General features: G+C 70.3%; 15 protein-coding genes, 1 tRNA gene and 2 pseudogenes. 3 read left to right on the top strand and 15 right to left on the bottom strand.

What is annotated here, in order from left to right:
* Positions 1–10: 10 nt before the first annotated feature.
* The 4 genes from BST11_RS00720 to BST11_RS00705 all read right to left on the bottom strand — a co-directional run bounded on the left by BST11_RS00720 (position 11) and on the right by BST11_RS00705 (position 4,912).
* Positions 11–1,567, bottom strand: coding sequence for a SulP family inorganic anion transporter (locus BST11_RS00720; protein WP_083136110.1), 1,557 nt, complete (start codon positions 1,565–1,567; stop codon positions 11–13).
* Positions 1,568–1,800: 233 nt separating this feature from the next.
* Positions 1,801–2,826, bottom strand: a complete 1,026-nt coding sequence (locus BST11_RS00715; RefSeq protein ID WP_083136109.1) for an NAD(P)H-dependent glycerol-3-phosphate dehydrogenase — start codon at positions 2,824–2,826, stop codon at positions 1,801–1,803.
* 26 nt (positions 2,827–2,852) lie between these two features.
* A complete protein-coding gene (locus BST11_RS00710; protein ID WP_083136108.1) occupies positions 2,853–4,337 on the bottom strand; it encodes a flavin-containing monooxygenase in 1,485 nt (494 codons plus the stop codon).
* An 83-nt stretch (positions 4,338–4,420) separates the two neighbouring features.
* The gene (locus tag BST11_RS00705) at positions 4,421–4,912 is read right to left on the bottom strand and encodes a YajQ family cyclic di-GMP-binding protein (protein WP_083136107.1); all 492 of its coding nucleotides are present in this window, start codon (positions 4,910–4,912) and stop codon (positions 4,421–4,423) included.
* Between the two features lie 67 nt (positions 4,913–4,979).
* On the opposite strand from BST11_RS00705, the gene BST11_RS00700 reads away from it, so the two are divergent.
* A tRNA-Tyr gene (locus BST11_RS00700) sits at positions 4,980–5,065 on the top strand.
* Between the two features lie 523 nt (positions 5,066–5,588).
* Here BST11_RS00700 and BST11_RS00695 read toward each other — a convergent pair.
* The 8 genes and pseudogenes from BST11_RS00695 to BST11_RS00660 form a co-directional block, all read right to left on the bottom strand.
* Positions 5,589–8,143: pseudogene (locus BST11_RS00695) on the bottom strand (FAD-dependent oxidoreductase); the annotation flags it as partial.
* Entirely contained in the window at positions 8,140–8,544 is a 405-nt protein-coding gene (locus BST11_RS00690) for an SCP-2 sterol transfer family protein (RefSeq protein ID WP_083136106.1), read from the bottom strand. The gene BST11_RS00690 and the pseudogene BST11_RS00695, both read right to left, overlap by 4 nt.
* Complete coding sequence (locus BST11_RS00685; protein ID WP_083136105.1) at positions 8,537–9,559, bottom strand: hypothetical protein; 1,023 nt, start codon at positions 9,557–9,559, stop codon at positions 8,537–8,539. Before BST11_RS00685 ends, BST11_RS00690 begins: the two co-directional genes overlap by 8 nt.
* Positions 9,556–9,828: a hypothetical protein gene (locus BST11_RS00680; RefSeq protein ID WP_083136104.1), complete on the bottom strand. Its 273-nt coding sequence runs from the start codon at positions 9,826–9,828 to the stop codon at positions 9,556–9,558. Before BST11_RS00680 ends, BST11_RS00685 begins: the two co-directional genes overlap by 4 nt.
* Complete coding sequence (locus BST11_RS00675; protein WP_083136103.1) at positions 9,825–10,283, bottom strand: hypothetical protein; 459 nt, start codon at positions 10,281–10,283, stop codon at positions 9,825–9,827. Before BST11_RS00675 ends, BST11_RS00680 begins: the two co-directional genes overlap by 4 nt.
* Complete coding sequence (locus BST11_RS00670; RefSeq protein ID WP_372509666.1) at positions 10,280–11,467, bottom strand: polyprenyl synthetase family protein; 1,188 nt, start codon at positions 11,465–11,467, stop codon at positions 10,280–10,282. Before BST11_RS00670 ends, BST11_RS00675 begins: the two co-directional genes overlap by 4 nt.
* On the bottom strand, positions 11,464–12,234 hold the full coding sequence (locus BST11_RS00665; protein ID WP_083136101.1) for a hypothetical protein: 771 nt from the start codon (positions 12,232–12,234) through the stop codon (positions 11,464–11,466). Before BST11_RS00665 ends, BST11_RS00670 begins: the two co-directional genes overlap by 4 nt.
* 95 nt (positions 12,235–12,329) lie before the next feature.
* Positions 12,330–16,631 (bottom strand): AAA family ATPase, encoded by a 4,302-nt coding sequence (locus tag BST11_RS00660; RefSeq protein WP_211284593.1) that lies wholly within the window; start codon positions 16,629–16,631, stop codon positions 12,330–12,332.
* A gap of 229 nt (positions 16,632–16,860) precedes the next feature.
* Between BST11_RS00660 and BST11_RS00655 the strand changes: the two genes are divergently transcribed.
* Positions 16,861–18,150, top strand: coding sequence for an NRAMP family divalent metal transporter (locus BST11_RS00655; RefSeq protein WP_083136099.1), 1,290 nt, complete (start codon positions 16,861–16,863; stop codon positions 18,148–18,150).
* A gap of 6 nt (positions 18,151–18,156) precedes the next feature.
* On the opposite strand, the gene BST11_RS00650 is transcribed toward BST11_RS00655, so the two are convergent.
* Positions 18,157–19,404 carry a hypothetical protein gene (locus BST11_RS00650; RefSeq protein WP_083136098.1) on the bottom strand — a complete coding sequence of 416 codons (1,248 nt, stop codon included), beginning with the start codon at positions 19,402–19,404 and terminating at the stop codon, positions 18,157–18,159.
* Between the two features lie 107 nt (positions 19,405–19,511).
* Between BST11_RS00650 and BST11_RS00645 the strand changes: the two genes are divergently transcribed.
* Entirely contained in the window at positions 19,512–20,954 is a 1,443-nt protein-coding gene (locus BST11_RS00645) for an amidase (RefSeq protein ID WP_083136097.1), read from the top strand.
* On the opposite strand, the gene murQ is transcribed toward BST11_RS00645, so the two are convergent.
* The gene (gene murQ / locus BST11_RS29115; protein WP_308211622.1) at positions 20,951–21,853 is read right to left on the bottom strand and encodes an N-acetylmuramic acid 6-phosphate etherase; all 903 of its coding nucleotides are present in this window, start codon (positions 21,851–21,853) and stop codon (positions 20,951–20,953) included. The two genes, BST11_RS00645 and murQ, sit on opposite strands and share 4 nt — an antisense overlap.
* A 141-nt stretch (positions 21,854–21,994) precedes the next feature.
* A pseudogene (locus BST11_RS29110) lies at positions 21,995–22,669 on the bottom strand (BadF/BadG/BcrA/BcrD ATPase family protein); the annotation flags it as partial.
* Positions 22,670–22,692: the final 23 nt, after the last annotated feature.

Below are 22,692 nucleotides of genomic sequence, written 5' to 3'. Positions count from 1 at the left end.
CGCGGTTGGGTTAGGCTGCCGCTTCGGGCCTTTCGGCTTCGACCAGCCTGGTGGTGTGTCGACGGATGAGGTGGCCCGTCTCGAACAGTCCGTGGATCCGGACCGTGCCACGCGTCGCCTCGAACTGGCGCCGCCAGTCGCTGATCGCTTGATGGGCGGCGTGATCGAGGTAGTTGACCGAAAGCTCAACCGTCACTGACGATCCCGCGGGGACGGACGCCAACACGCGAGTCAGTCGGGGCAGGGCGAGGAAGGTGCATGCCGGGCCCTCGATCAGCACGTGCCATCCTTGGCCGTCGGGCGTGGCTTCGACCCTGGCGCGGATCACCCGCCATCCGGTCAACGCGATGGCCAGGGCGAGTCCGATCAGCACGCCGTGCAGCAGGTTGAGGAAGATGACGCTGACCGCGGTCACCACGTAGACGGCGAGATCGCCGTGCCTCATGGCCGTTTCGATGTGGGCCGGCTTCAGCAGCTGAATGCCGATGACGATCAGCAATCCGGCCAGCGCCGCGGTCGGAATCTCTTCGACCAACCCCGCGAACGGAACCGTGAACAACAGGATCCACACGCCGTGCAGGAGGGCGGAGGCGCGGGTTTTCGCGCCGGCGTTGACGTTGGTTGAGCTGCGGACGATCACCCCGGTGATCGGCAGCCCTCCGATCGCCCCCGACACGGCGTTGGCGGTGCCCTGCCCGATCAGCTCGCGGTCGAAGTCGGTGCGCGGACCGTGGTGCATCCGGTCGACCGAGACCGCCGAGAGCAGGCTCTCGACGCTGGCGATGAGCGCCACGGTGATCACGCCGATGGCGAACGCGCCCCAGTTGCCGTGCGGAATATCGGGCAGCTGCAGCGCGTCCAGGGGTGACCCGTTGAGCTGGATTCGCCGCACGTCGAACGGGAAGACCACCGAGATGATGGTCACACCCACGATGGCGACCAGCGGGCCCGGAATGAAGCGCAGTCGGGCCGGAACCCAGCGCCACCCGACCATGATGACGATCACCGCCACACCCAACAGCGCGCCGGGCCGATGCGCCCCGATGATCTGCCCAGGCAGGCCAACGAGGTTGTGCCAGGCGGTGCTCTTGGATTGCCCGCCCAGCAGCACGTGCGCCTGTTGCAGCGCGATCGTGATCCCGATCCCGGCCAGCATGGCGTGCACGACCACGGGCGAGATCGCCAGCGCGGCCCGCGCCACCCGGCTGAGCCCCAAAAGAACCTGGAGCACGCCCGCGGCCATGGTGATCAAACAGGTTACCCCCCAACCGAATTGGGAGATCAGGTCGGCCACCACCACGGTGAGGCCGGCGGCGGGGCCGCTGACCTGCAGCGGTGATCCGCCGATGGCTCCGACGACGATGCCCCCGACGACCGCGGCGATCAGCCCGGCGAGCACGGGGGCGTTCGAGGCGATCGCGATCCCCAGTGACAACGGGAGCGCGACCAGGAAGACCACGAGCGACGCCGGCAAGTCGTGGCGGGCGATCGATCGTATCCGGTCCATTCGTGTTTCCTTGTGGCCCTGGTCGATCGCTTGCTCGTCGAGCTGGTCGATGTCCTGCATCGGTTGGCTTCCCTCGTTGTCTTAGCGGGGGATGTTCCGATATTCGCCCCGGATTGCGCTGCGTTGCGTCGGCGTAGCTCGTTGGCGCACAGACGATTACGACTGCGCGAATCGCGGGTCACAGCCCGGCTACCTGCTACGACGGTATTTGCCGGGCAAAGCGCGGGTCAAGCCGACGGGCCTCCCGCATAGCGAATCCAAATGTTTTCGCTACGCGCCGTTCAACCGCCGGATCAGAAACCTGAGCCGTGCACCTCGTGACCGGGAACCTCGGCGGCGAGCCCGCGGTAGGCCTGTTCGACGCTCGAGCCGTGGTTGATCACCGCGTCCACCTCCCGGGCAATCGGCATGTTCAGGCCGAATTCGTTGGCGAACTCCATGATCACGCTGGCCGCCTTGACGCCCTCGGCGACCTGGTTCATCGACGCGATGATCTCGTCGATCGGCTTGCCGGCGCCGAGTTGTTCGCCGACGTGGCGGTTGCGGCTGCGCTGGCTGGTGCAGGTAACGATCAGGTCACCGAGACCGGCCAGGCCGGGGAAGGTGTCGGGGTTTCCGCCCATCGCCACGCCCAGCTTGGTCATTTCGCGCAGCGAGCGCGCGATCACCAGCGCGCGGGTGTTTTCCCCGATGCCCAGCGAGTAGCCCATCCCCACGGCGATGGCGAAGACGTTCTTCAGGGCACCGGCCATCTCGACCCCGATGACGTCGTCGGTGGTGTAGACGCGGAAGCGCCGGGTGCGGAACAGGCCCGCCAGCCGGGTCGCCAGGTGCTGGTCGGGCATCGCCAGCACCGCCGCGGCCGCGTAGCCCTCGGCCACCTCGCGGGCGATGTTCGGCCCGGCCAGGATGCCCGCCGGGTGGCCGGGCAGCAGCTCCTCGATGATCTGCGACATTCGCATGTTGGTGCCCTGCTCCAGCCCCTTGACCAGGGACACCACCGGCACCCAGGGCCTGAGCTCCTTGCTCAGCTCGGTGAGCACGCCGCGGAAGCCGTGCGAGGGCACCCCCATCACGACGACGTCGGCGGAGTTGGCGGCCTCGACGAAGTCGGTGGTGGCGCGCAGCGTGTCGCTCAGTACGACGTCGTTGCCGAGGTAGCGGCTGTTGCGGTGGTTGTCGTTGATGTCCTTGGCGGTCGCCTCGGAGCGCACCCACTGCAGCGTCGGCGCGCGGCGCGCGCAGATGGACGCCACCGTGGTTCCCCAGGAACCGCCACCGAGGACAACGACTCTGGCTTCGCGCTTGTCGGGTGCCATGGCGATCAGCGTATTCCCGCGCGGGCCTACCCGGCCAGCGCCGCGCGGTCGGACACGCGGCCGAACACCATCGACTCCTCGATGCGGTCGAACCGGTAGTCGATGGCGTCGGCGAGGTAGTTCTGCCGCACGTTCCACGGCCGCTTGGTGCCCGATTTCGGCAGCGCGTGCCACGACCGTTTCACGTAGTTGGCCTGGATGTCCCACGACGGCTTGACGTCCATGGGCTGGTCGCCGAGGTGCGGGTAGGCGTGCGTGTAGCCGTGGGAGGCCATGTGCGCCAGCAGCTTTGCCGTGGCCCGCGCGGTGATGTCGGCCCGCAGCGTCCACGAGGCGTTGGTGTAACCCACGCACCAGAACAGGTTGGGCACGTCTTCGAGCATGTGCGCCTTGTAGACGAATCGGTCGCGGTGGTCGACCGGTTCGCCGTCCAGGCTGATCGCGGCCCCGCCCAGGGCCTGCAGTTGCAGGCCCGTCGCGGTGACGATGATGTCGGCGTCGAGGTGCCCGCCGGATTCGAGGACGATGCCGGTCGCGTCGAAGTGGTCGATGCGGTCGGTGACGACCTCGGCGCGGCCCTGGGAGATGGCGTTATAGAGGTCGGCGTCCGGGATCAGGCACATCCGCTGATCCCACGGGTTGTACCGCGGCCTGAAATGGACGTCGACGGCGTAGCCGGGGGGCAGGCTGTTGATCGCCTTGCGCCGCAGCAGCCAGCGCACCAAACCCGGCGCCTTGCGGGACAAGAAGAAGAACACCGCCTCCGTCAGCGCGCTGTACATCCGGATCACCAGGTGGGAAGGCCTGCGGGGCAGCAGTTTACGAGCGACGGCGGCGACCTTGCCGTATTTGGACGCCGAAACCAGGTACGTCGGTGAGCGCTGCAGCATGGTGACCTTGCCGGCGCTTTCGGCCAGCGAGGGGATCAGCGTGACGGCGGTGGCGCCGCTGCCGATGACGACGACGTTCTTGCCGGCGTAGTCGAGGTCCTCGGGCCAGTGCTGGGGGTGGATGACGGTGCCCTCGAAGCGTTCGATGCCGGGAAAGTCCGGGGTGTAGCCCTCGTCGTAGTCGTAGTAGCCGCTGGCGAAGAACACGAAGCGGCCGCGGTAGGTCCGGCGCGCGCCGTCTTCCTCGGCGGTGACCGTCCACGTGTCGGTGGACGAGTCCCAGTCCGCCGCGACGACGCGGCTGTTGAACCGGATGTGGCGGTCGATGCCGTACTTGTGCGCGGTGGTCCTCAGGTACTCGCGGATGTGCTCGCCGTCGGCCACGCCCTCCTCGCGGGTCCACGGCTCGAAGGGGAACGACAGGGTGAAGATGCTGCTGTCGGAGCGAACGCCGGGGTAGCGGAACAGGTCCCAGGTGCCGCCGATCTGCGCGCGCCGCTCCAGGATCGTGTAGGTCAGGCCGGGGTTGCGCTCGGAGATACGGTAGGCCGCGTCGATGCCGGAGATGCCCGCGCCGATGATGACGACGTCGAACTGCCGGTCCTGGGGAGTCACGGTCATCGTGAACCTCGCTTAACTCCGGGGGCTTCCCCATGCAGCCTAGATACCCACCGGTTGGTCGGGCCAGGGACCAAGGTCAGCTGCTACCGGTAGTTGACGAACTGCAGCGCCACGTCCAGGTCGGCCTGCTTGAGCATCGCGATGACGGCCTGCAGGTCGTCGCGCTTCTTGCTGGTGACGCGGACCTCGTCGCCCTGGATCTGGGTCTTGACGTTCTTCGGCCCCTCGTCGCGGATGAGCTTGGTGATCTTCTTGGCGTTCTCGCTGCTGATGCCCTGCTTGAGGCTGCCGGTGACCTTGTAGACCTTGCCCGACGCCTGCGGCTCGCCGGCCTCGAAGGCCTTCATCGAGATGTCGCGGCGGACCAGCTTCTCCTTGAAGACGTCGACGGCTGCCTTGACGCGCTCCTCGGTGGACGACGTCAGCTCGATCGCCTCGTCACCCTTCCACGCGATCTTGGTGTCGGTGCCGCGGAAGTCGAACCGGGTGGCCAGCTCCTTGGCGGCCTGGTTGAGCGCGTTGTCGACTTCCTGGCGATCGACCTTGCTGACGATGTCGAACGATGAGTCAGCCATGCGATCCGTCCCTTCATCCGGTTAGCCGTTTGTGCCTTGTCTACCCGGTCGTTGTAACCTGTCTGGCGGCAGGTTGCCCGAGCGGCCAATGGGAGCGGACTGTAAATCCGTCGGCTTACGCCTACACAGGTTCGAATCCTGTACCTGCCACCAGTCTTCAGGGCGAGGGCGTTTCACGGACCTCGCCGAGCGCCCCCAAAGTCGCCTGCGCGCGCTCGATCGCGCTGCGAAACGGCGTGCCGGTGATGGGTAGCTGGGTGGCCGCCTCCGGTGTCGCGCGCACAGGCACGACCGATGCGGCGGCCGCGCCGGCGGTGGTCCTCCGGCGCGGGCCGTCGAATTGATACCCGAAGTCGTATTCGGGCGGGCTCAGCACCTCGGGCACGTCCAGCCGCGGGCCGAAGGGGTCGGCGGCCCCCGACACGTCGGTGCTGACGACTTGGCTCCCGCCGTAGCTGCCGGGCTCGATGTCCACCAGCCGCGGCGGCCACGTGGGGCTGGGCTCCTTGCGGGCGGTGTCGATCGGGCCCCTGCTGCCGGCCTCGTCGGGGGGTGGAATCGGCACGTCCGGCGGGCGCGCGTGCGACGCCGCGCCGCCGCCGTCGGCGGTCTCGGCGGGCGCCTGCGCGGTCGGCGCCTGCGGCGATCCCGGCGCCGCCCCCGTCATCTGCTCGAGGTATTGCCGCCAGGCCGCGAGATAGCTGAACAACTGCTGCGTGTAGTCGGCCGGCGCGGGCGGCGTCGGCGCGCCCGCCGCGGCGGGCGGCGGCACGAACGGCACCGCGGGCGGCACGAACGGCACCGCCGGCGGCACGAACGGCACCGTCGGCGGCACGAACTGCCCGCCCGGTGGCATGAACGGCGCCGCGGGCATCGCGAACGGGAGCGTCGGGAACGGCACCCCGGCCGTCATGCCGGTCCACTGCTCCAGCAGCTGGCGCCAGGCCTGCAGGTAGGCGAGCAACTGCTGGGTGTAATCGCTTGTCGGCATGAACATTTCTAACCTCCAGCGGGCGGGGGGACGGGGGACACGGGGGCACCCCAGCCGGCGAGTACGTCCAGCGGATGGGGGAGCGACTGTTGGCAGAATTTCGAGTCCAGCGTGCGCAGGGCCCGGGTGTCGGCCGGCTCGCGATTTTCGATGTCGAAGACGTAGCAGTAGTCACCGGCCGGTGTGGGCAGCCGAATCGGGCTCGACAGACCCTGATCGAGGAAGCCGTAGGGGAATTCCCAGCGCAGGGTCGTCTTCTCCCGGCGATCGACGCCGCCCGATTCGACCCAGACGTAGTGGTCGAGGATGGCGTTGACGGCATGCCGTCCCGACTCGCATGCGGCCTCCATCGAGGTCAACCGGGTGAACGTCTTGTTCCAGGTGCCCGCGAAGACGACCGAATTGTGGTGCACCTGATAGCCGCCGTGGCGGGCCTGCCAGACGTTGCGCTTCTCGAGGTCTTCCAGCCACCAGTCCTCCGGCGGCGCGCTGCTCCACGACGTCCCGTGCGGGTTCCACGGGTCGCTGCTGGGCCGGTTGGTCCAGTCCCCGACGATGGGAACGAGGTACGGCGTCTCGTTGCGCACGGGGCGGCCCCCGCCCTGACCCGGGCCGACCGCCATCACCAGGCCACGGTCGAGCGCGTACCACGCGGGCCACGGCAGGACCTCCTCGGCGAAGGCCTCGACGTTGCCCGTGAGCGCGGCCACGATCTGCCGCCACACCTCGGCGGCGATCTCGTCGGGCGTGCAGTCGCGGGCCGCCTTGCCCAGGTGACGGGACGGGGCGTTGAAATTCCCGATGTCGACCGACAGCACCGAGACGTGGCCGTCGCGGTCCAGGATCGGTTGTTTTTCCCACAAACCCTGCTGATTGATCGACGACAGCGCCCAGTCCGTGCCGGCGTACAACATGTGTCCGCGCAGCAGTTGGAATTCCGTGTCGAAGTAGTACTGGATGCCGCACAGCGTCTGGAACCGATCCCACGGCACCCGGCCCAATTCGTCCATGGCGTAGGGATTCCGGCGTGTTCGCGGCCGCGTCGACGCCGGCTGCAGCGGACCGTCGGGCGGGGGAGCGAGCGTGGTGAATCCGTCCAGTCCGGCCACGGTGCCGCCGGTGCCGCCCGCGCGCAGCGCGGTGGTGATGAATTCGGCCGCCGGGGCGTCGACGGCGACGATCGTGTAGTCGGGGGTGGCCCGCGTGCCGTCGGCGAATGTGATCCGCACCCGCGGCCTGAGGTGGGGCGGTTCGGCCGCGTCGAAGGCGGGCGGGTCGAGGCGGGTCGCCGCGTTGTGGACGAAGCGGACACCGAGCGCGACGAGGTGGCGATACCAATGGTCGAACCAGGCCTCGGTGGTGGGGCCGTTGAGTACCCCGTCGGCCTTGTTGTCGGTGCGGTCCATGTTCAGGTACAGCTGCAGATAGGTGCTGAGGTTGGTGCGCGCGTCGCCCCAGCGCGAGTCGAATGCGGCCAGGACCCTTGGCATTTGGCGCAGCAGCGCCTCGCACGGTGGCGTGTAGGAGAATTGGTTGGTTCCGGTCTTGCTGTCGTGTCCGACGAAGAAGTCGTAGGCGGACACGTTTTGCAGCTCCCGCGCCCGGCGCAGGGGGCTGGTGACCAGATAGCGCAGCATCCTGCTCTGGAAGGTCGCGACGTCGCCGAAAGTCAGGCCCACCGTCGCGAGTTGGCCCAGGATGCCGAGAAACTCGGCACCGCTGCGGGGGCGTTCGCGGGGAAAGACGAGGGACGGCTTGCCGTCGACGGTGACGCCCTGGGTGATCACCCGCCGGACGTTGTCATAGATGGTGCGCGAGGTCGGCGCCCATCCGCCCGTGTGGGTGGGCTCGTAGACCGGAATGCGCTGGAACATGTCCCAGATGTGTAGGTAATACGCGGGAAAGAAGCGGAACCCGTGTTCGCCCGCGACCGCTCGCCCGGGCGGACGTGGCCGCCCCCGGCGGCCCGGGAACGGTCGCAGTTCGGCTTGGCTTCCGTCGTGGCTGCCCACCGTCGAGTACTGGGACGCGGCGAGGCCGCCGAGCTTGACGGGAGGGTACGTCCCCGCGGGCGCGGTGCAAAATCCGTTGCGCTCGTCGCGTCGCGGCTCGTACACGGTGACGACGAAGCCGCGCTCGGCCAGTTCGTGCGCGGCGGTGAGGCCGGCGATGCCGGCGCCGAGGACCGCCACGGTGGGGCGCCGCTCGCAGGACGCCGGCGTGCAAACGCACTCGGTCATGGCGGCCCCGCCCGCAGTTCGGCCAGCAGTGCGGGCTGAGCGGGCGCGCGCACCGCGGCGTGGACGTAGGCCAGCAGCGAGTCGTGCGCACGCTGGACGTCGTCGAGAGCGCCCCGCACGCGCACCGTGCCCGCCTCCACCGCCTCGCCGAGCCCCACCCCGGCGTCGAGCAGGTCGAGGATGGTGGCTCGCGAGGTGACGATCCGGACACCGGCCGCGCCCGCCGCGCCGTCCGACACCCGAAGCCGATCACCGCCGCGCACCGCAAAGACCTCGCCGTCGACGTCCAGCTCCACCACCATCGTGCCGAGCTCGGCGACCAGCAAGCGGTAGCTGTCGGGCACCTCGTCCTCCAGGTGCTCGACCGAGCGACGCAGCAGCGATGAAATCCGTTCAGCCATAGAGGAACTCGAATACACCGGTACCGACAAAGTCGAAGTCTTCGCCTTGCACTGTGCCGCTCGCGCGGACGGTGCCGTCCGTTTCACAGAGCACCGTCGAGCGGTTGAGGTGCATCTCACTGGGCTGCGCCAGGCGCGCATAGGAGCGCGAGCGGAACTCGGCGTGCACCGAATCGCCCGCCCGCGTGGCGGTGATGTCGATCCGTTCCGGAACACCCGGCGCCTCGCCGTCCAGCAGCAGGCGCATCGGCGGCGGTAGCGTGCAGTCGGCCGCGCGGTCCAGCACGCCGTCCGCGCGTGTCTGCACCGCCGCGTGCCGGAATATCGCGCCGGGCTCGTCGTGGTGCCACACGTAGAGCGATCGGGACAGGCAGCGCAGCCGCTTCCGGTCGGTGATCTGCACGAAGACCATGGACCACGGGTCCCGCGGTCCGCTGGGCAAGATCGTGCCCCACGTCCAGCCGAAATCGTCGCCCCACCAGAACCGGCCCCAGTTATGGTCGTGATAGGCGAGGTCATCATCCATGCGGTGCTCGCGACCGCCGATGTGAAGCCATCCCTCGGCGCGCAGCCTCGGTACGACGAGCCAGCTAATCCGGCCGTCGCCCGCCGGTTCGTTGCGAACCACGAATGGCCGGATCGCCGAGGCAAAGTGCAATTTCCCGCGAATACCCTTGTCGGGCAAGTCGATTACCACGCAATAGCCATCGGGCCGAACGGTCATCCGGTTGCCGCCGACGGTCAGTTCGCCCAGATCGGCCGAGACGTTCAGGGCGCGGTCGTCGAACCGCTCGATGACGCCGGTCCAGTTCGCGTCGTGCGCGATCACGATGACCCGAGGCACCAGTCGGGCCCGGCCGGCGCCGCGCGCTTCGTTGGTGAGGCTGAAATTGATCAGGAGCCGGAAGCCCCGCCCGTGCACCACGAAGTGGTGCCACTCCTTGAAGCCGGCGGGCCGCGCGGTGGCCAGCACCGGGGCGCGGAGGAAGTCGCTGCGTGCGAGCACCGCGCTCATCGCAGCCACCTCAGGGTCGTCGGGGCCGCGGGCTCGGCGGTCGGGTGCGGTTGTGCCGCAGCGGCATTGGCGAGCCTCTCAATCGCTGCGCCCAGGCTCGCGAGCCCCAGCAGCGCGTGCACGAAGTCGTCGGGGTCGCGGCGAGCCGCGGCTGGGCGGTCGTCCTCGGCCAGGGTGTGGACCAGCCGGGCCAGCCCCGCGAGGCCGAGCAGGTAGCCAATGAAATCGGCCTGGTCGGCGAGCGCTTCGCGGGGATCGGCCAGTGTCATACGAACCCCTCGGGCCGCAGTCGGTCCAGGACGGAATCGTCGAGGCCGCCGCCGATGACAGCGTCGGCCAACAGATCCGCCCAGGCGTCGGGGGCGGCGTTGGGTGCGGCGGGACCGCCGAGAACGTTGAGGCTCACCATCTCCCAGACGCGTCGCAGGTTTTCTACCGCTTCCGAGGCGACCAACGCGTCGCGCAGCCGCGCCCCGCGCGGAGTGCTTGCGTAGCGACGGCCCTCGGCGACGAGTCGGTCGTGCAGCCCCCGGGCGGCCGCGGGGTTCCCCAAGACGGCACGGCGCGCGCCAAGGAGCAGGTCGAACACGCCCCGCTCCGTTTCGCCGGCCTCGTCCGCGGGGGCCGGTCGCAACCCAGGGGTCTGTCGCTCGATGAGGTCGAGGGTCAGCTCGCGGATGCGTTCGAGCTCCGCCAGCATGCCCAGCAAGGCTTCGGGGGTCATCGGGTGCGCCCGTGTACGTAGTCGACGAGATCGGCCAGCACGTCCCGATGGCGGCTGCGGGGGAACCAGTCCAGGCCCGCGAGCGCTTTGGCCGCGTCGCGGGCGTGCCGGGCGGCGACCTCGCGGGCGTGCCGCAGCGAGCCGACCCGGTGCATCAGTTCGTAGAGCCATCGTATGTCGTTGAGGCTCTTGGGCTCCGAGGGATGATGTCCCCGCAGCCGAGTATCGATCTCGAGCCGGCCGGATTGGGAGAGCTGGCCGCGGGCGGTCAGCCGATCGAGCAGCTCGGTCATCCCCAACTCGCCGTCGGCGCTCGGGCGCCGCCGGGACAGAATCTGCACGGCGCGATCCTGGTCGCCCGGTTCGGCGGATCGCAAGGTGTGCAACAGCATCAGGGTTCGCTTGCCCTCCCAGAGGTCGCCGCCGATCTCCTTGCCGTACTCCTCGGGGTCGGCCCGCAGATTCAGCAGGTCGTCGGTGATCTGAAAGGCCGCCCCGAGGTGCCGGCCGAGGGATTCCAGCGGCGCCATCTTCTCGTTTCCGGCGCCGGCCGCGATCGCGCCGGCCTGCAGCGGCGTGATGAACGAGTACCAGCTGGTCTTGAGTTCCACCATCTCGAGGTAGTCGTCGTCCTCGAGCCGCCAGGTGTTGGACCGGACCCACTCGAGCTCCAGGGCCTGGCCGTCGACGGTCAGGCGGGTCATCTTGGCGACGGCCCGCAGGATGCGCAGGGCGGGCCCCAGCCCCATCCGTTCGACGTTGTCGAGCAGCGGCTGCAGCGACAGCGACAGCATGGCGTCGCCGACGTTCACCGCAATCGGCACTCCGTGATCGATGTGAAGCGTGGGTTTGCCTCGGCGCCACCACGACTCGTCCTCGATGTCGTCATGGATGAGGAAAGCGTTGTGGTAGAGCTCGAGGGTCGCGGCGGTCGGCAGTATCGCCTCGAGGTGGCCCCCGAGCCCGAGGCAGGTCGCGATGCTCAGTGCCGGCCGCAGCGCCTTCCCGCCGCGCATCGGGTAGTCGAGGATCAGGTCGTAGAGACCGTTGGACCCGCGCTCACCCGGGCCGTACAGCCGGTCGATCTCGCCGTCGCAGGCCTCCTTGCACAGGGCGAGGTATTCCTCGAGCGCGCCCGGCGCCAGGGAAAGCGAGCGCGCCTGGGTAGGGGTCGACGTCATTATGGGCGAAGGATGACCGCGTATCCGCTCGGGTCCTTGATCCTTAACACGTAGGTGATGCGGACCCTGAATTGGATCATGTTGTTGGCCGCGCCGCCGACGACCTCCAGGCTGGGCGGGACGCTGACGGCGAGGTCCAGCGGCTCCTCACCCGCTGACGCGTCCGCCGCGCCGGCCGGCGCGATCCGTTGGCGCCGTCCCAGCAGATATGCCAGGGCTTTGGCCGGCGGGGTCTCGAGCGCATCCACCCGTTGCAGCGAGTTGATGTTGGCGGGAGGCAACAACACATTGGTGCCCGGGTACCCGCTGACCAATGCGCTGAGGTCCTTGAGCCCCTTCGTGTCCGTGATGAGGGACGACGGCGCCCGGTACCCACCCTGCTCGACCAGCGCCCGCGCATCGATGAGACCGTTCAGGATCTCCGGGGTGGTCCCCGGCTTGACGATCTTCGCCTCGGGTGCGCCGGTCCGAAGGGCGGGAAAGACCGCGTCGTCAACGGCCTTAGCGAGTTTCACGGTGTGAGCGATCACGTTCGCGAGCAGCGCGTCGGGCTTGGGCGCGATCACGTCGGCCAGCATCACCTGGAAGTCCTCTGGCAACGGCGTGAGCGTCAAGAAGTTTGGCGTTTTCAGGTTGTCGTTCGGCACCTGGGTCTGGCTGGGGTCCCCGGTGTCCCAGTGTGGGATGTTCTGCCAGGCGGCGCTGGACTGCTCGAAAGTCTCCTTGACCGTCTGGTTGGCGAGGGCCAACCGTTCCGCGCTCAGGTACATGGCTGTGACCCTCCTGACTGTCGCCCAAAATCATGGCAGACAAACGCACGCGTGCCCAGCAATTCATCGCGGTCGCAAAAAAGTGGGGTAGCGCGCTACTTGTTCGACAGCGCTATTTCCTGACCTGGGGTCATCTCGCCGCGGGCCACCGCGTCGCAGTGCGCCAAGTGCAGCAGTGCGACGGGGTCGTCGGGCAACAGCCGCCGGCATCGTTCGAACGCGGCGCGGGCCCGCTCGACGTCGCCGGCGTCGAACAGCGCGAAGGCCTCGTCGAAGGCGGGCTGCGCGGAGCGCTTGGCGGCGCGGAGCGGCGCCGAATCCTCGTTGTACACCTCGTAAATCGTCACCGGCCGGCGCCGATTGACCACCATGACGCGCTCCATGCGGCGCACGTCGAACTGCTCCGGATCCGCGAGGCGGGCATGGGTCGCATCGGAGATGAGCAGCGCGGAGCCATAGCGTTTGTTGGTGCTCTCGATGCGCGCGGCCAGGTTCACCGCGTCGCCAATGATGGTGAGCACCATGCGGTTCACCCCCCCGACGAGCCCGACCCCGACCGTGCCGGTGTTGATGCCGATTCCCGCCCGCAGTTCCGCGGAGCCGAGCGCGGCCCGCTCCCGGTTGTGCCCGCGCAGGGAGCGCAGCATGGCCAATCCCGCCCGGACGGCGTCGGACTCCGAGTCGAAGACGGCGACGATCTCGTCGCCGCGCACGTCTTGGATCATGCCGTTGTAACTGATGATCGGGAGCTCGACGGCGCGCAGGAAGCCCATCGCCAAGTTACTCGCCTCGGCGACGTCCATGTCCTCGAGCATGGTCGTGTAACCGCGAATGTCGCTGATGAGCACCGTCATTTCGCGTTCGACCCGGTAGCCGTTGCGCACGCGGCGGAGGTCGTCGATGTCGAGGATGCGCAGCAATTCGTTGGGCACGAATTTCGATTGCACGTCCATCAGCGACTGCCGGTGCTCGTCGGCGGCGCGGAGTCGCGCCTCGAGCTGGAAGTTCCACAGGGGAGCGGCGGCCTGTTCGCACAGGAAGGTGACCGCCTCCTCGTGGTCGGCGCCAAAGGTGCGGCCGGACGCGTCCCGCTCGGCGTAGATCACGCCAATCGTGGTGTCGTGCAACCTGATCGGAACGACGAGGATCGGCGAACTCGCCGCCTGGCGGTCGGCGCCGACGACGACCGTGGAGCCGCTGTCGATCGCGCGGCGCACGGCATCCCGGTCGTAGGGCACCTCGGTCCATGGCCCGTCCACGATCGAAATGTCGCCATGATCATTGACGGCCCGCACCGTGGGGCTCTCCGCTCCGCCGGTGAGGAACAGGACGCGGCCCGCACCGGTCGTGTCCGCGACGGAGCCCAGGATGATGTTGGCCAAGGCGTCCGGGGTCCGCGCGCCCGAAAGCGCATGCAAAAGCTGATGCGCGCCGACCGGGTCGATCCCGGCCGGGCCCGTCTTGAGATCGCGTCTGAGTAGCCAGGAGTGTTCCCGCGCGAGCCGGTCCGTGCGGACCGCCAAACCCAGACTCAGCCAGCGCTGGTACGCCGACCGCAGCATGTGTTCGTGAAGCGTCTTCCGCCCGGTGTCGGCGTAGAGGGCGGCGGCCTCCTCGTGGGCGTACGCACTGATCATCGGGAGCCGGCTTTCCTCCGCGAGCTCGATCGCTAGGTGAAGATGGCGCTCGGACTTGACGTGTCGTCCGCGCGCCCGCGCCCACGCCCCCTGGATCAGTTCGTGCGCCGCCCGGTAGTTGTCCGGCGCCCCCGCAGCCCACTTCCGATGCAGCTCCAGCGCCTGCCGTACGAAGCGGACCGTCGAGCGATGCCTCGGCGCGCACTGGATCATGCTGAGGGCGCCCAGCAGGTAGACGAGTTGCGACGCCGCGACGCCGGCCAGGCCGCCGCGATGCGCCATCGCCTCCGACGTTGCGGTGACCGCGCCGGCGTAGTCACCGCACCAGAAGTGCAGGCCCTGCTTCATCGCGGCGGCCGCGCTCAGCGCCACCTCGTCGCCCTCGCGGCGGGCCGCCGGCAGCACGTCGCGCTCGTCGTAGCCGCTCTCGCCGGCGAGCAGCAGGGGATCGGCACTGCGCCCCATCAAGTTGAGGCAAAGCTGCTGCACGGCCTGGCAAAGGGCGGTGGGCACGGGCTGGGAACGGATGTGGGGGATGAGGGCGCTTGCGAGGGCGTCGATCTCGGCCAGCGGACGACCGACCCAGAACGACTGGGAGAGCAGGACCGCGAGAAGGAATCCGGCGTTTTCCTGGTCGCCCTGGTCGAGTGCCTGCTCGACGGCGTCGCGAAGCTCGCCCAACCCGTCGCGGATGGGATGGCGCCAGTGGTGGATGTAGTCCAGGTACATGAACACCGTCTGCGGCCGGGCCTCGCGGAATTCCGGGCGCTCGGCAAGCTGCATGCTGACCTCGCCGAAGCGCTGGCCGCCCGCGTGGTCACCGAGCAGCACGAGGACAATCCCGTAGCCGGCAATGACCGGCGGCGAGGACGGCGTGTGGCCGTGGGCCAAGGTGAGATCGAGTTGCTTGCGCACCAGCAAGGGCAAGAGGTTGGGGCGGACGAGAACCGACATGCTGCACAGCTCGGCGAGAATCCGGTGCAGTGCGATCACCCGCTGGTCGTCGCAGCGCGGAAGTGCGAGCAGCCGCTCGTTGCTCCAGCGGCGCATCGTCAGCCGCATTCGCACCAGCGCGTTGCCCATGCGCACCTTGCCGGCGTCGGCCGGCACCGGTTCGCCGAGCTCGTCGAGCGCGCGCAGCCCGATCTCGAGGGCATCCTGGAGACGGTTCTGCGCCACGCGGCCCTTGAGCCTGAGGTAGGCCAGGCGGGCGCGGTCGGCGGGCTCGCCGAGATTCGCCTCGGCCTCGTCGAGGAGCGGGTGCAGCGCCGCCACGTCGCCTACCAGCAGCGCGGCGTCCGCGGCGTCGAGTTGCAGCTCCCGGGTCAGGGGGAAGTGCGCGGACCAACGCCGCTCCCCGAGCAGCCCCAGGGCGTTGCGACAGTATTCGAGCGCCAACGGGAACGAGGCCTGCGCCCGCGCCTTGCCGGCCGCACGCCGCAGCACCTCGGCGAACCGAACGCGCTCGGCGTCGTCGGCCAGCCCACGCCCGCCGATGCCCACGTGCCGTGCCGCTTCGAACAACCGATCGTCGCCGAGCTCGACCAGCCGCCGACCGATCCGCAGGTGCGTTTCGCGTTGGGCTTCGTCGGGCATCCCGTCCCGCGCCGCCTCCGCCACGCGGTCGTGGCTGAAGCGGTACCGGGCGTCGCGACTGATCGCATTGGCGATCCGCCTGCCGCGGCTGTCGACCGCCTCGAGCAGTCGAAGCTCGAGGCACGCCCAAAGCGCCTGTGCCACCACGTCCGGGGGCGCCGCGGCCGCGGCGATGGCGTCGTCCAGGTCGAACTCGCCCCCGATGCACGACAGCGAGCTCAGCACCGCCCGGTCGTTCGGGCGCAGCTGACCGAGGTAGCGGCCGAGGAACTCCGCGGCCGTGGCGGTGACCTCGATGGACGAGAGGACGCGCAGATCCCAACTGGGACGCCCGCTCGCGCCGGCGGGGATGAGCGCGCCTTCGCGTTGCGCGCGGTAGAGCAGCTGACGAACCTGCAGCGGATTGCCGCCGGTCCGGTGGTGGAATTCGGCGGCCACGTCGCCCAGCTCCACACCGCGCCCGGACACCGCGGCGAGCAACTCCTCGACGTCCTCGAGGGCCAGCGGGGCGAGCTCGAGCCGGAGCAGGCCCTCGGAGGTGAAACCCGCTGCGGCAGGGTCGAATTCACCCGCGCGATGCGCACCGAGGACCAACACGTTGCGCAGCGACACCGTCAGCAGCTCGGACAGCAGGAGCAAGGTGTCGCGATCGGCCCACTGCAGGTCGTCGATCGCCAGCACCACGGGTCGGTAGGACGCGGTTTCGGACAGCAACCGGATGGCCGCACGGTGCAGCCGCCGGCGTGAGTCCGCCGCGTCGAGGTCCGCCGCCACCTGCGGGGTCTCGCCGAGCACGCGCGCCAGGTCGGGCACGAGCTCCCCGAGAATCCCCGCGATCGAGGACATTCCGGCGAGGATGTCCGCGCGCCACCGGTCGCGTTCGGCGGGCCCGGTCGCCTCCATGGTGCGGACCAGCGAGCCGAGCGCATCCCCCACGGCCGAGTACGGTGCGGGCGCACCCTCCCGGCACCTCCCGTAGGCGAACACGCAGTCGCGCCCGGAAACCTCGGCGCCGAAGGCCTGCGTCAGCGTGGACTTGCCGACTCCCGGCGCCCCGCTGAGCAGGACGCATCCACCGCCGGTGCGCCCCGCCGCCTCCACCGCGGCCCGGAGGTCGGCGAATTCCTGCTGCCGGTCGACCACTCGCCCGTCGAGGTCGAGCACCGGGGCGGTCATGTTGCCGAGTCCATAACGCCCGTGTACCTCGATGTCCCTCTACCGGAGCTGTCGAATCATCGTAGTGACCGGCCCGCCCGCGCGGAAGTTCGCTGATCCGGTCGGCGCGTCGAAGGGGTCGGCCGGCGGTGTCCGGTCCGAGCAACGCTGCGTACCCTGGCGGGGTTCGCGGGTCCGATCGCGCCGGCGCCGCCGTCGCACGAAGGAGCTAGCCCAGGTGACCGAGACAAGCACGCCGGCGACCGACGCGGTCGACGCGTCGTCCGGATCCGCCTCGCGCCGCCGGTGGCTGGGCCGGGGGCTGCTGGCGATCTGGGGCCCCGGGCTGGTCGTGATGTTGGCCGACACCGACGCGGGTTCGCTGATCACCGCGTCGCAGTCCGGCGCCCAATGGGGCTATCGGATGGTCCTGCCGCAGTTGATCCTGATGCCGGTCCTCTACGTCGTGCAGGAAATGACGGTGCGGCTGGGCATCGTCACCGGGAAGGGGCACGCCGCCCTGATCCGGGAACGGTTCGGCCGGTTCTGGGCCTGGGTTTCGGCGTTCACGCTTTTCGCGTCGGCCATCGGGGCGCTGCTGACCGAATTCGCCGGGGTCGCGGGGGTCGGGGAACTGTTCGGCGTCTCGCGGCGGGTGAGCATTCCGGTCGCGACCGCCGCGCTGCTGGCGTTGGCGCTGACGGGCAGCTACCGGCGCGTCGAACGCATCGGCCTCATCGTCGGCGCGGCCGAACTGGCGTTCCTGGCCGCCATGGTGATGGCGCGGCCCGAACCCAAAGCCCTTGTGGAAGGCCTGAAGTCGCTGCCGCTGGGCGACTCGTCGTATCTGCTGCTGATCGCGGCCAACGTCGGCGCCGTCATCATGCCCTGGATGATCTTCTACCAGCAGGGCGCGGTCGTCGATAAGCGCTTGTCGAAGGCCGCGATTCGTCAGGCCCGGGCCGACACCGCGGCGGGCGCCGTGCTGACCCAGCTGATCATGATCGCGGTCGTGGTCACCATGGCCGGAACACTGGGCAAACACCACGACGGCGCGGCACTGCAGACCGTCGGCCAAATCGCCGGCGCGCTCACCCCGTACCTCGGCCACGTCGGTGGCACCGTCCTGTTCGGCCTGGGCATGCTCGGCGCGGCGCTGGTCGCCGCGATCGTGGCCTCGCTCGCCGGCGCGTGGGGCCTCTCGGAGGTCTTTGGGTGGCGCCACACCCTCAACGAGCGGCCCGGCCGCAAGACCGCCAAGTTCTATCTCACGTACGCGCACGCCCACGTCGTCGGCGCGGTGCTCGTGCTGGCCAGCGTCGACCTGGTCAACCTGGCCGTCGACGTCGAGGTGATGAACGCGTTGCTGCTCCCGGTCGTGCTGGGGCTGCTGCTGGCGCTCGAGGCCCGGGCGCTGCCCGAGCAATGGCGCATGCGCGGGCCGCACAAATACGTCGCGCGCGCCCTGTGCCTCGTCGTCATGGCCTTCGGGCTCTACATGGTCCCGCAGGCGCTCGGCTGGACCTGATGCCGCTTAGAACCAGGGCCCGGGGAAGCGGCCGTCCCGGTCCTGCACCATCACGATGTCCTTGCAGTCGCCGCCGGCCACGTTCTCGCCGCGGCACACCAGCGTCCACCCCGATATCCGGGCGAACGGCCGCGCCGACCAGCTCGTCGCGACCGGCTCCGTGGCCGGCAACGCCAGGACGGCGAACGTGTTGCCGGTATGCGTGATGTAGAGGTGGTCGGAGAAAAACGCCAGCTTCGCGATCGACATCGGCTGCGCGTCGTCCCGCGTGGTCAGCACATCCCAGTGCCGGGTGCGCAGGTTCCACACGCCGAAGCCGAACTGCGAGGTGTCCGAGTTGCGGCCGTCGACGAACAGCTTCCCGTCCGACAGCGTCGCGGCCAGCCCGGCGCCGGAGATACTGTCCGAATCACCTATCGTGACAAGGGATTTGGCGTTCAGATCGTAAAATGCGGTCGACATCACCGGCGGGCTCCCCGGATCCCGGCGCGTGATCTTCACCAGTTTGTCCGGGCCGTCGGACAATTCGCCGTCGACGGACTGGATGTCGTCGTCCTGATAGATCGCTTCGCCGTTCGGCCGGCGCAACTCCCCGCCGGTGTTGCGCTGAAACGCAACGACGTCCTGCCACACCTGGGCGGGCTGGGGGTCGTCCCACATCGTCGAAAGGTCGGAGCCGGAAAGGATCACGGTCCGGGGCGGCGACGGCGCGCCGCGCCCGTCGGTGAAGGCGTTGACCCACGCCACCCCGGACGCGGTCGCGGCCAGGCCCCATTCGTCGGGCCCGGTCAGTTTCAGGCCGGGGTTGGGCGGCTGCAGTTCCTTGGTGACCAACGGCTGATTGGTCCTGAGATCGAAAGCGTATGCGGTGGCCTTCTTCTCGGTTGCCACCAGATAGACCACCCGCATGTCGTCGGCCGTGCCCGCCAGCGCGCAGATGCCGCCGGTCACCCGCTCGCCGGCGGGCGGCGCGGGAACGCCCGGCGCGACGTACTGCCCGGTCTTGGTGTCGAACACCTTGGGCCGGATGTCCTCTAGCACCGAGGGGCTCTGCGTGAATTTCTCCGGGCAGCCGAAGTACGCCGTCCCGCCGTAGCTCTTCCAGTCCTTCTGCAGCGGGCCCGTCATCGAGGGCGGAGGAGTCGATGTGGTGGTCGTGGCCCCAGGGGTCGGCGCGGTCGACGTGGTCGGGGTTTCCGCGGGCGGACCGACGGTCTCCGAACAGGACGCGACGACGAGGCAGGCGGCCGCCATCAGGGCGAACCTGCGTGTGGACACAACCAAACCCCCGCTACCTAGTAACCACCGAGCGTAAGGCCGACCGATACCGGCCGCGACTCGGAAGTGATACACCGATAGCCATGAGCAGCCTTGCCGAAGACACCCGCTGGATGGACGCCACCGACCAGGCGGCGCTGGTGGCCAGGGGCGAGGTCACGCCGAGCGAGCTGCTCGAGGCGGCGATCGAGCGGATCGAACGGTCCAACCCAGCGCTGAACGCGGTGGTCATCGAGTGGTTCGACCACGCCCGATCCGTTGCCGCCGACCCCGGCCTGCCCAGGGGCCCGTTTCGCGGTGTCCCGTTCCTGCTCAAGGATCTGTATACGAGCTTCGCCGGCCAAACCCTGTCGAACGGCAACGTCGCGCTGAAAGAGGCGGCCAAGATCGACACCGCCGACACCACCTTGGTGGCCCGATTCAAGGCGGCGGGCCTGGTGATCGCCGGGCGGACCAACACCCCGGAGATGGGCAGCCTGCCGACCACCCAACCGCTGGCCTGGGGGCCCACCCGCAACCCGTGGGCGCTGGATCGCACGCCGGGCGGGTCCAGCGGCGGCGCCGCGGCGGCGGTGGCCGCCGGGATGGTGCCGTTCGCCAACGCCTCCGACGGCGGCGGCAGCATCCGGATTCCGGCGTCGTGCTGCGGGCTGGTGGGACTCAAGCCGAGCCAGGGCAGGATCTCGGTGGGCCCCGTGCGCGCGGAGACCGGGCTGGGTGTCGAGCTGTGCGTCACGCGCACGGTGCGCGACACGGCGAGGCTGCTCGACGCGGTGCGCGGGCCCGGGATCGGCGACTCCGTCATCGCCCCGGCGCCGGAGCGGCCGTACGCCGCCGAGGTGGGCGCCGACCCGGGCCGGTTGCGGATCGGGCTGCTCGACGTGCATCCCCGCGGCGAATTCCTGCACGCCGACTGCGTCGAGGCGGCGCGCACCGCGGCGGCGATGCTGGAGGCTCTCGGCCACCACGTCGAACCCGCCTGGCCGCAGTGCCTGGCCGACACCACGCTGGTCGAAAAGTTCATGGCGCTGTGGGCGACCCAGATGGCGATGGCGGCGCGCGGTTTCGGCGAGACGCTCGGACGCGAGATGACCGCGGCGGACATCGAGCCGGTGAACTGGGTCCTCGTCCAGCAGGCGCAGCGGCTGACCGCGGTGGACTACGCGGCGGCGCAGGCGGCGGGCTGGACCTTCCGCAGGGCGCTGCAGCAGTGGTGGGCCGACGGCTGGGACCTGCTGCTGACCCCGACGGTGGCCGAGCCGCCGCCGCCGCTGACGGAATTCGAGAACGACCCCGAGCAGCCGACCGCGCCGATGCGCCGCGCCGGCCGGTTCGCGGTGTTCACGCCGCCGTTCAACATGAGCGGGCAACCGGCGATCAGCCTGCCCCTGCACCGCAACGCCGAGGGCCTTCCCGTCGGCGTCCAGCTGGCAGCCGCCTATGGTCGCGAGGATGTGCTGATTCGCGTTGCGGCACAACTGGAATCGGCCCACCCGTGGTCATCGGCCCACCCGCCGATCCCCTAAGGCTGCCCCGGCGGCGCCAGCGCGTCCCGCACGTGCCCCCGCGCCCGGTCCAGCCGGACGGCGGCCTCGGCCGCGTCGACGCCCGCGAGCAGCGCGACGATCGCGGTCTTGGCGTGGCCGCCCGCGGCGGCGAGCGCGGCGGCCGCGGCCTCCTCGTCGACGCCGGTCGCGTCGCGGACGATGCGCACCGCGCGGCGGCGCAGCTTCGCGTTGGTCGCGCGCACGTCGACCATCCGCGGGCCGTAGGCCCTGCCGAGCGCGATCATCACGCTCGTCGAAAGCGCGTTGAGCGCAACCTTTTGGGCCGTCCCGGCGGTCAGTCGCGTGGAGCCGGCGAGCACCTCGGGCCCGGTCAGCAGCTCGACCACGATGTCGGCCGGCGCCGCGCTGCCCGGGTTGTTGACGATCGCGACGGTCAGCGCGCCGGTCGCGCGCGCGTGCTCGAGCGCCCCGAGCGTGTACGGCGTGCGGCCCGACGCCGTGATGCCGACGAGCGCGTCGGCGGAAGTCAGCCCGGCGAGATCGGCGGGTTCGAACGCGTCCTCCGCGCCCTCGATCGCCTCGGTCAGCGCCGCCGGTCCGCCGGCGATCACGCCGCGCACCAGATCGGTGCCGAACGTCGGACCGCACTCGGCCGCGTCGAGCACGCCGAGGCGCCCGGGCGTCCCCGCGCCGGCATAGATCAGCCTGCCGCCGCGCTCGAGCCGCGCGGCGATCGCCTCGGCCGCCGCCGCGATCCGCGGGACCGCGGCCACCACCGCGGCGTGCGCGTCGCCCTCGGCCTCGACCAGCAGCGCGACCAGCTCGGCGATCGGCCGCGTATCGAGGTCGTCCAGGTCCGGACGGTGGCCCTCGGTGGCGAGCGCGTCGAGCCGGCCCGTGGCGGCGGCGGCCCGCACGCGGATCAGATGTGGCTCGTGGATCGCCCCCAGGCGCAGCGCACCGTCCAGCGCGTCGCCGGCGGCCGGGACGAGGTCGAGCCGCGCGCGCAGCGCCCGGACTCCCGCCAGGCCGCCGACCATGGCCACCGGGCCATCGCCGGCCGCGCGGGCCGTCGCGGCGAGGGCGTCGGCCGCGGCGCGGACGATCGCCGACGCCTCGGCGTCGCCCCGCGCGGCGAGGACGTCGGGCGCGAAGGCGGCCAGCGCGGCGGCGCTGCTGAGCCGGGTGGGCCAGGTGCGCGGCGGGCCGAATCGGGCGCGCGCGGCGTCCGCCAGCGCGGTGGCCGGGCCGCGGCCGTCGAGGGCGCGCAGCGCCGCGCGCAGCCCGGCGGCCCCGATCCAGGCGCCGCCGCCCTCGTCGCCCAGCCACGGGCCCCACCCGTCCACGGTGCGGAGCGTGCCGTCGGCGCCGATCGCGAGCGCCACGACGCCGGTGCCCGCGATCAGCACGACGCCGGGCTTCCCGTTCAGCGCCCCCGCGTGCGCGAGCACGGCGTCGCCGGTGACCGCGACGCGCTCGGCCGGCAGGGAGCCCAGCAGCGCATGGCCCAGGGCGCGTGCCGCTTCGGGTGCCGCCAGCGCCCCGGCGGCGCCCACGATCACGTCCTCGGGCGGGCCGAACTCACGCGCGACCGCGAGGATCGCCGCCTCGGCGGCGCGTACCCCGCCCGGCGCGGCCAGCCCCGGCGCGCCCGGCCCCTCGGCCCTGCGCCGGCCCGCGGCGGCCCGGCAGGTCGTCTTGCCCAGGTCAACGGCGAGGATCACCGCACCCATCTTCCCACCGCGAGCAGACGCAG

The organism is Mycobacterium alsense, from assembly GCF_002086635.1.
Lineage (GTDB): Bacteria > Actinomycetota > Actinomycetes > Mycobacteriales > Mycobacteriaceae > Mycobacterium > Mycobacterium alsense.
The sequence above is the reverse complement of the archived record's forward strand: the minus strand, read 5'-3'. Positions and strand labels throughout refer to the sequence as shown.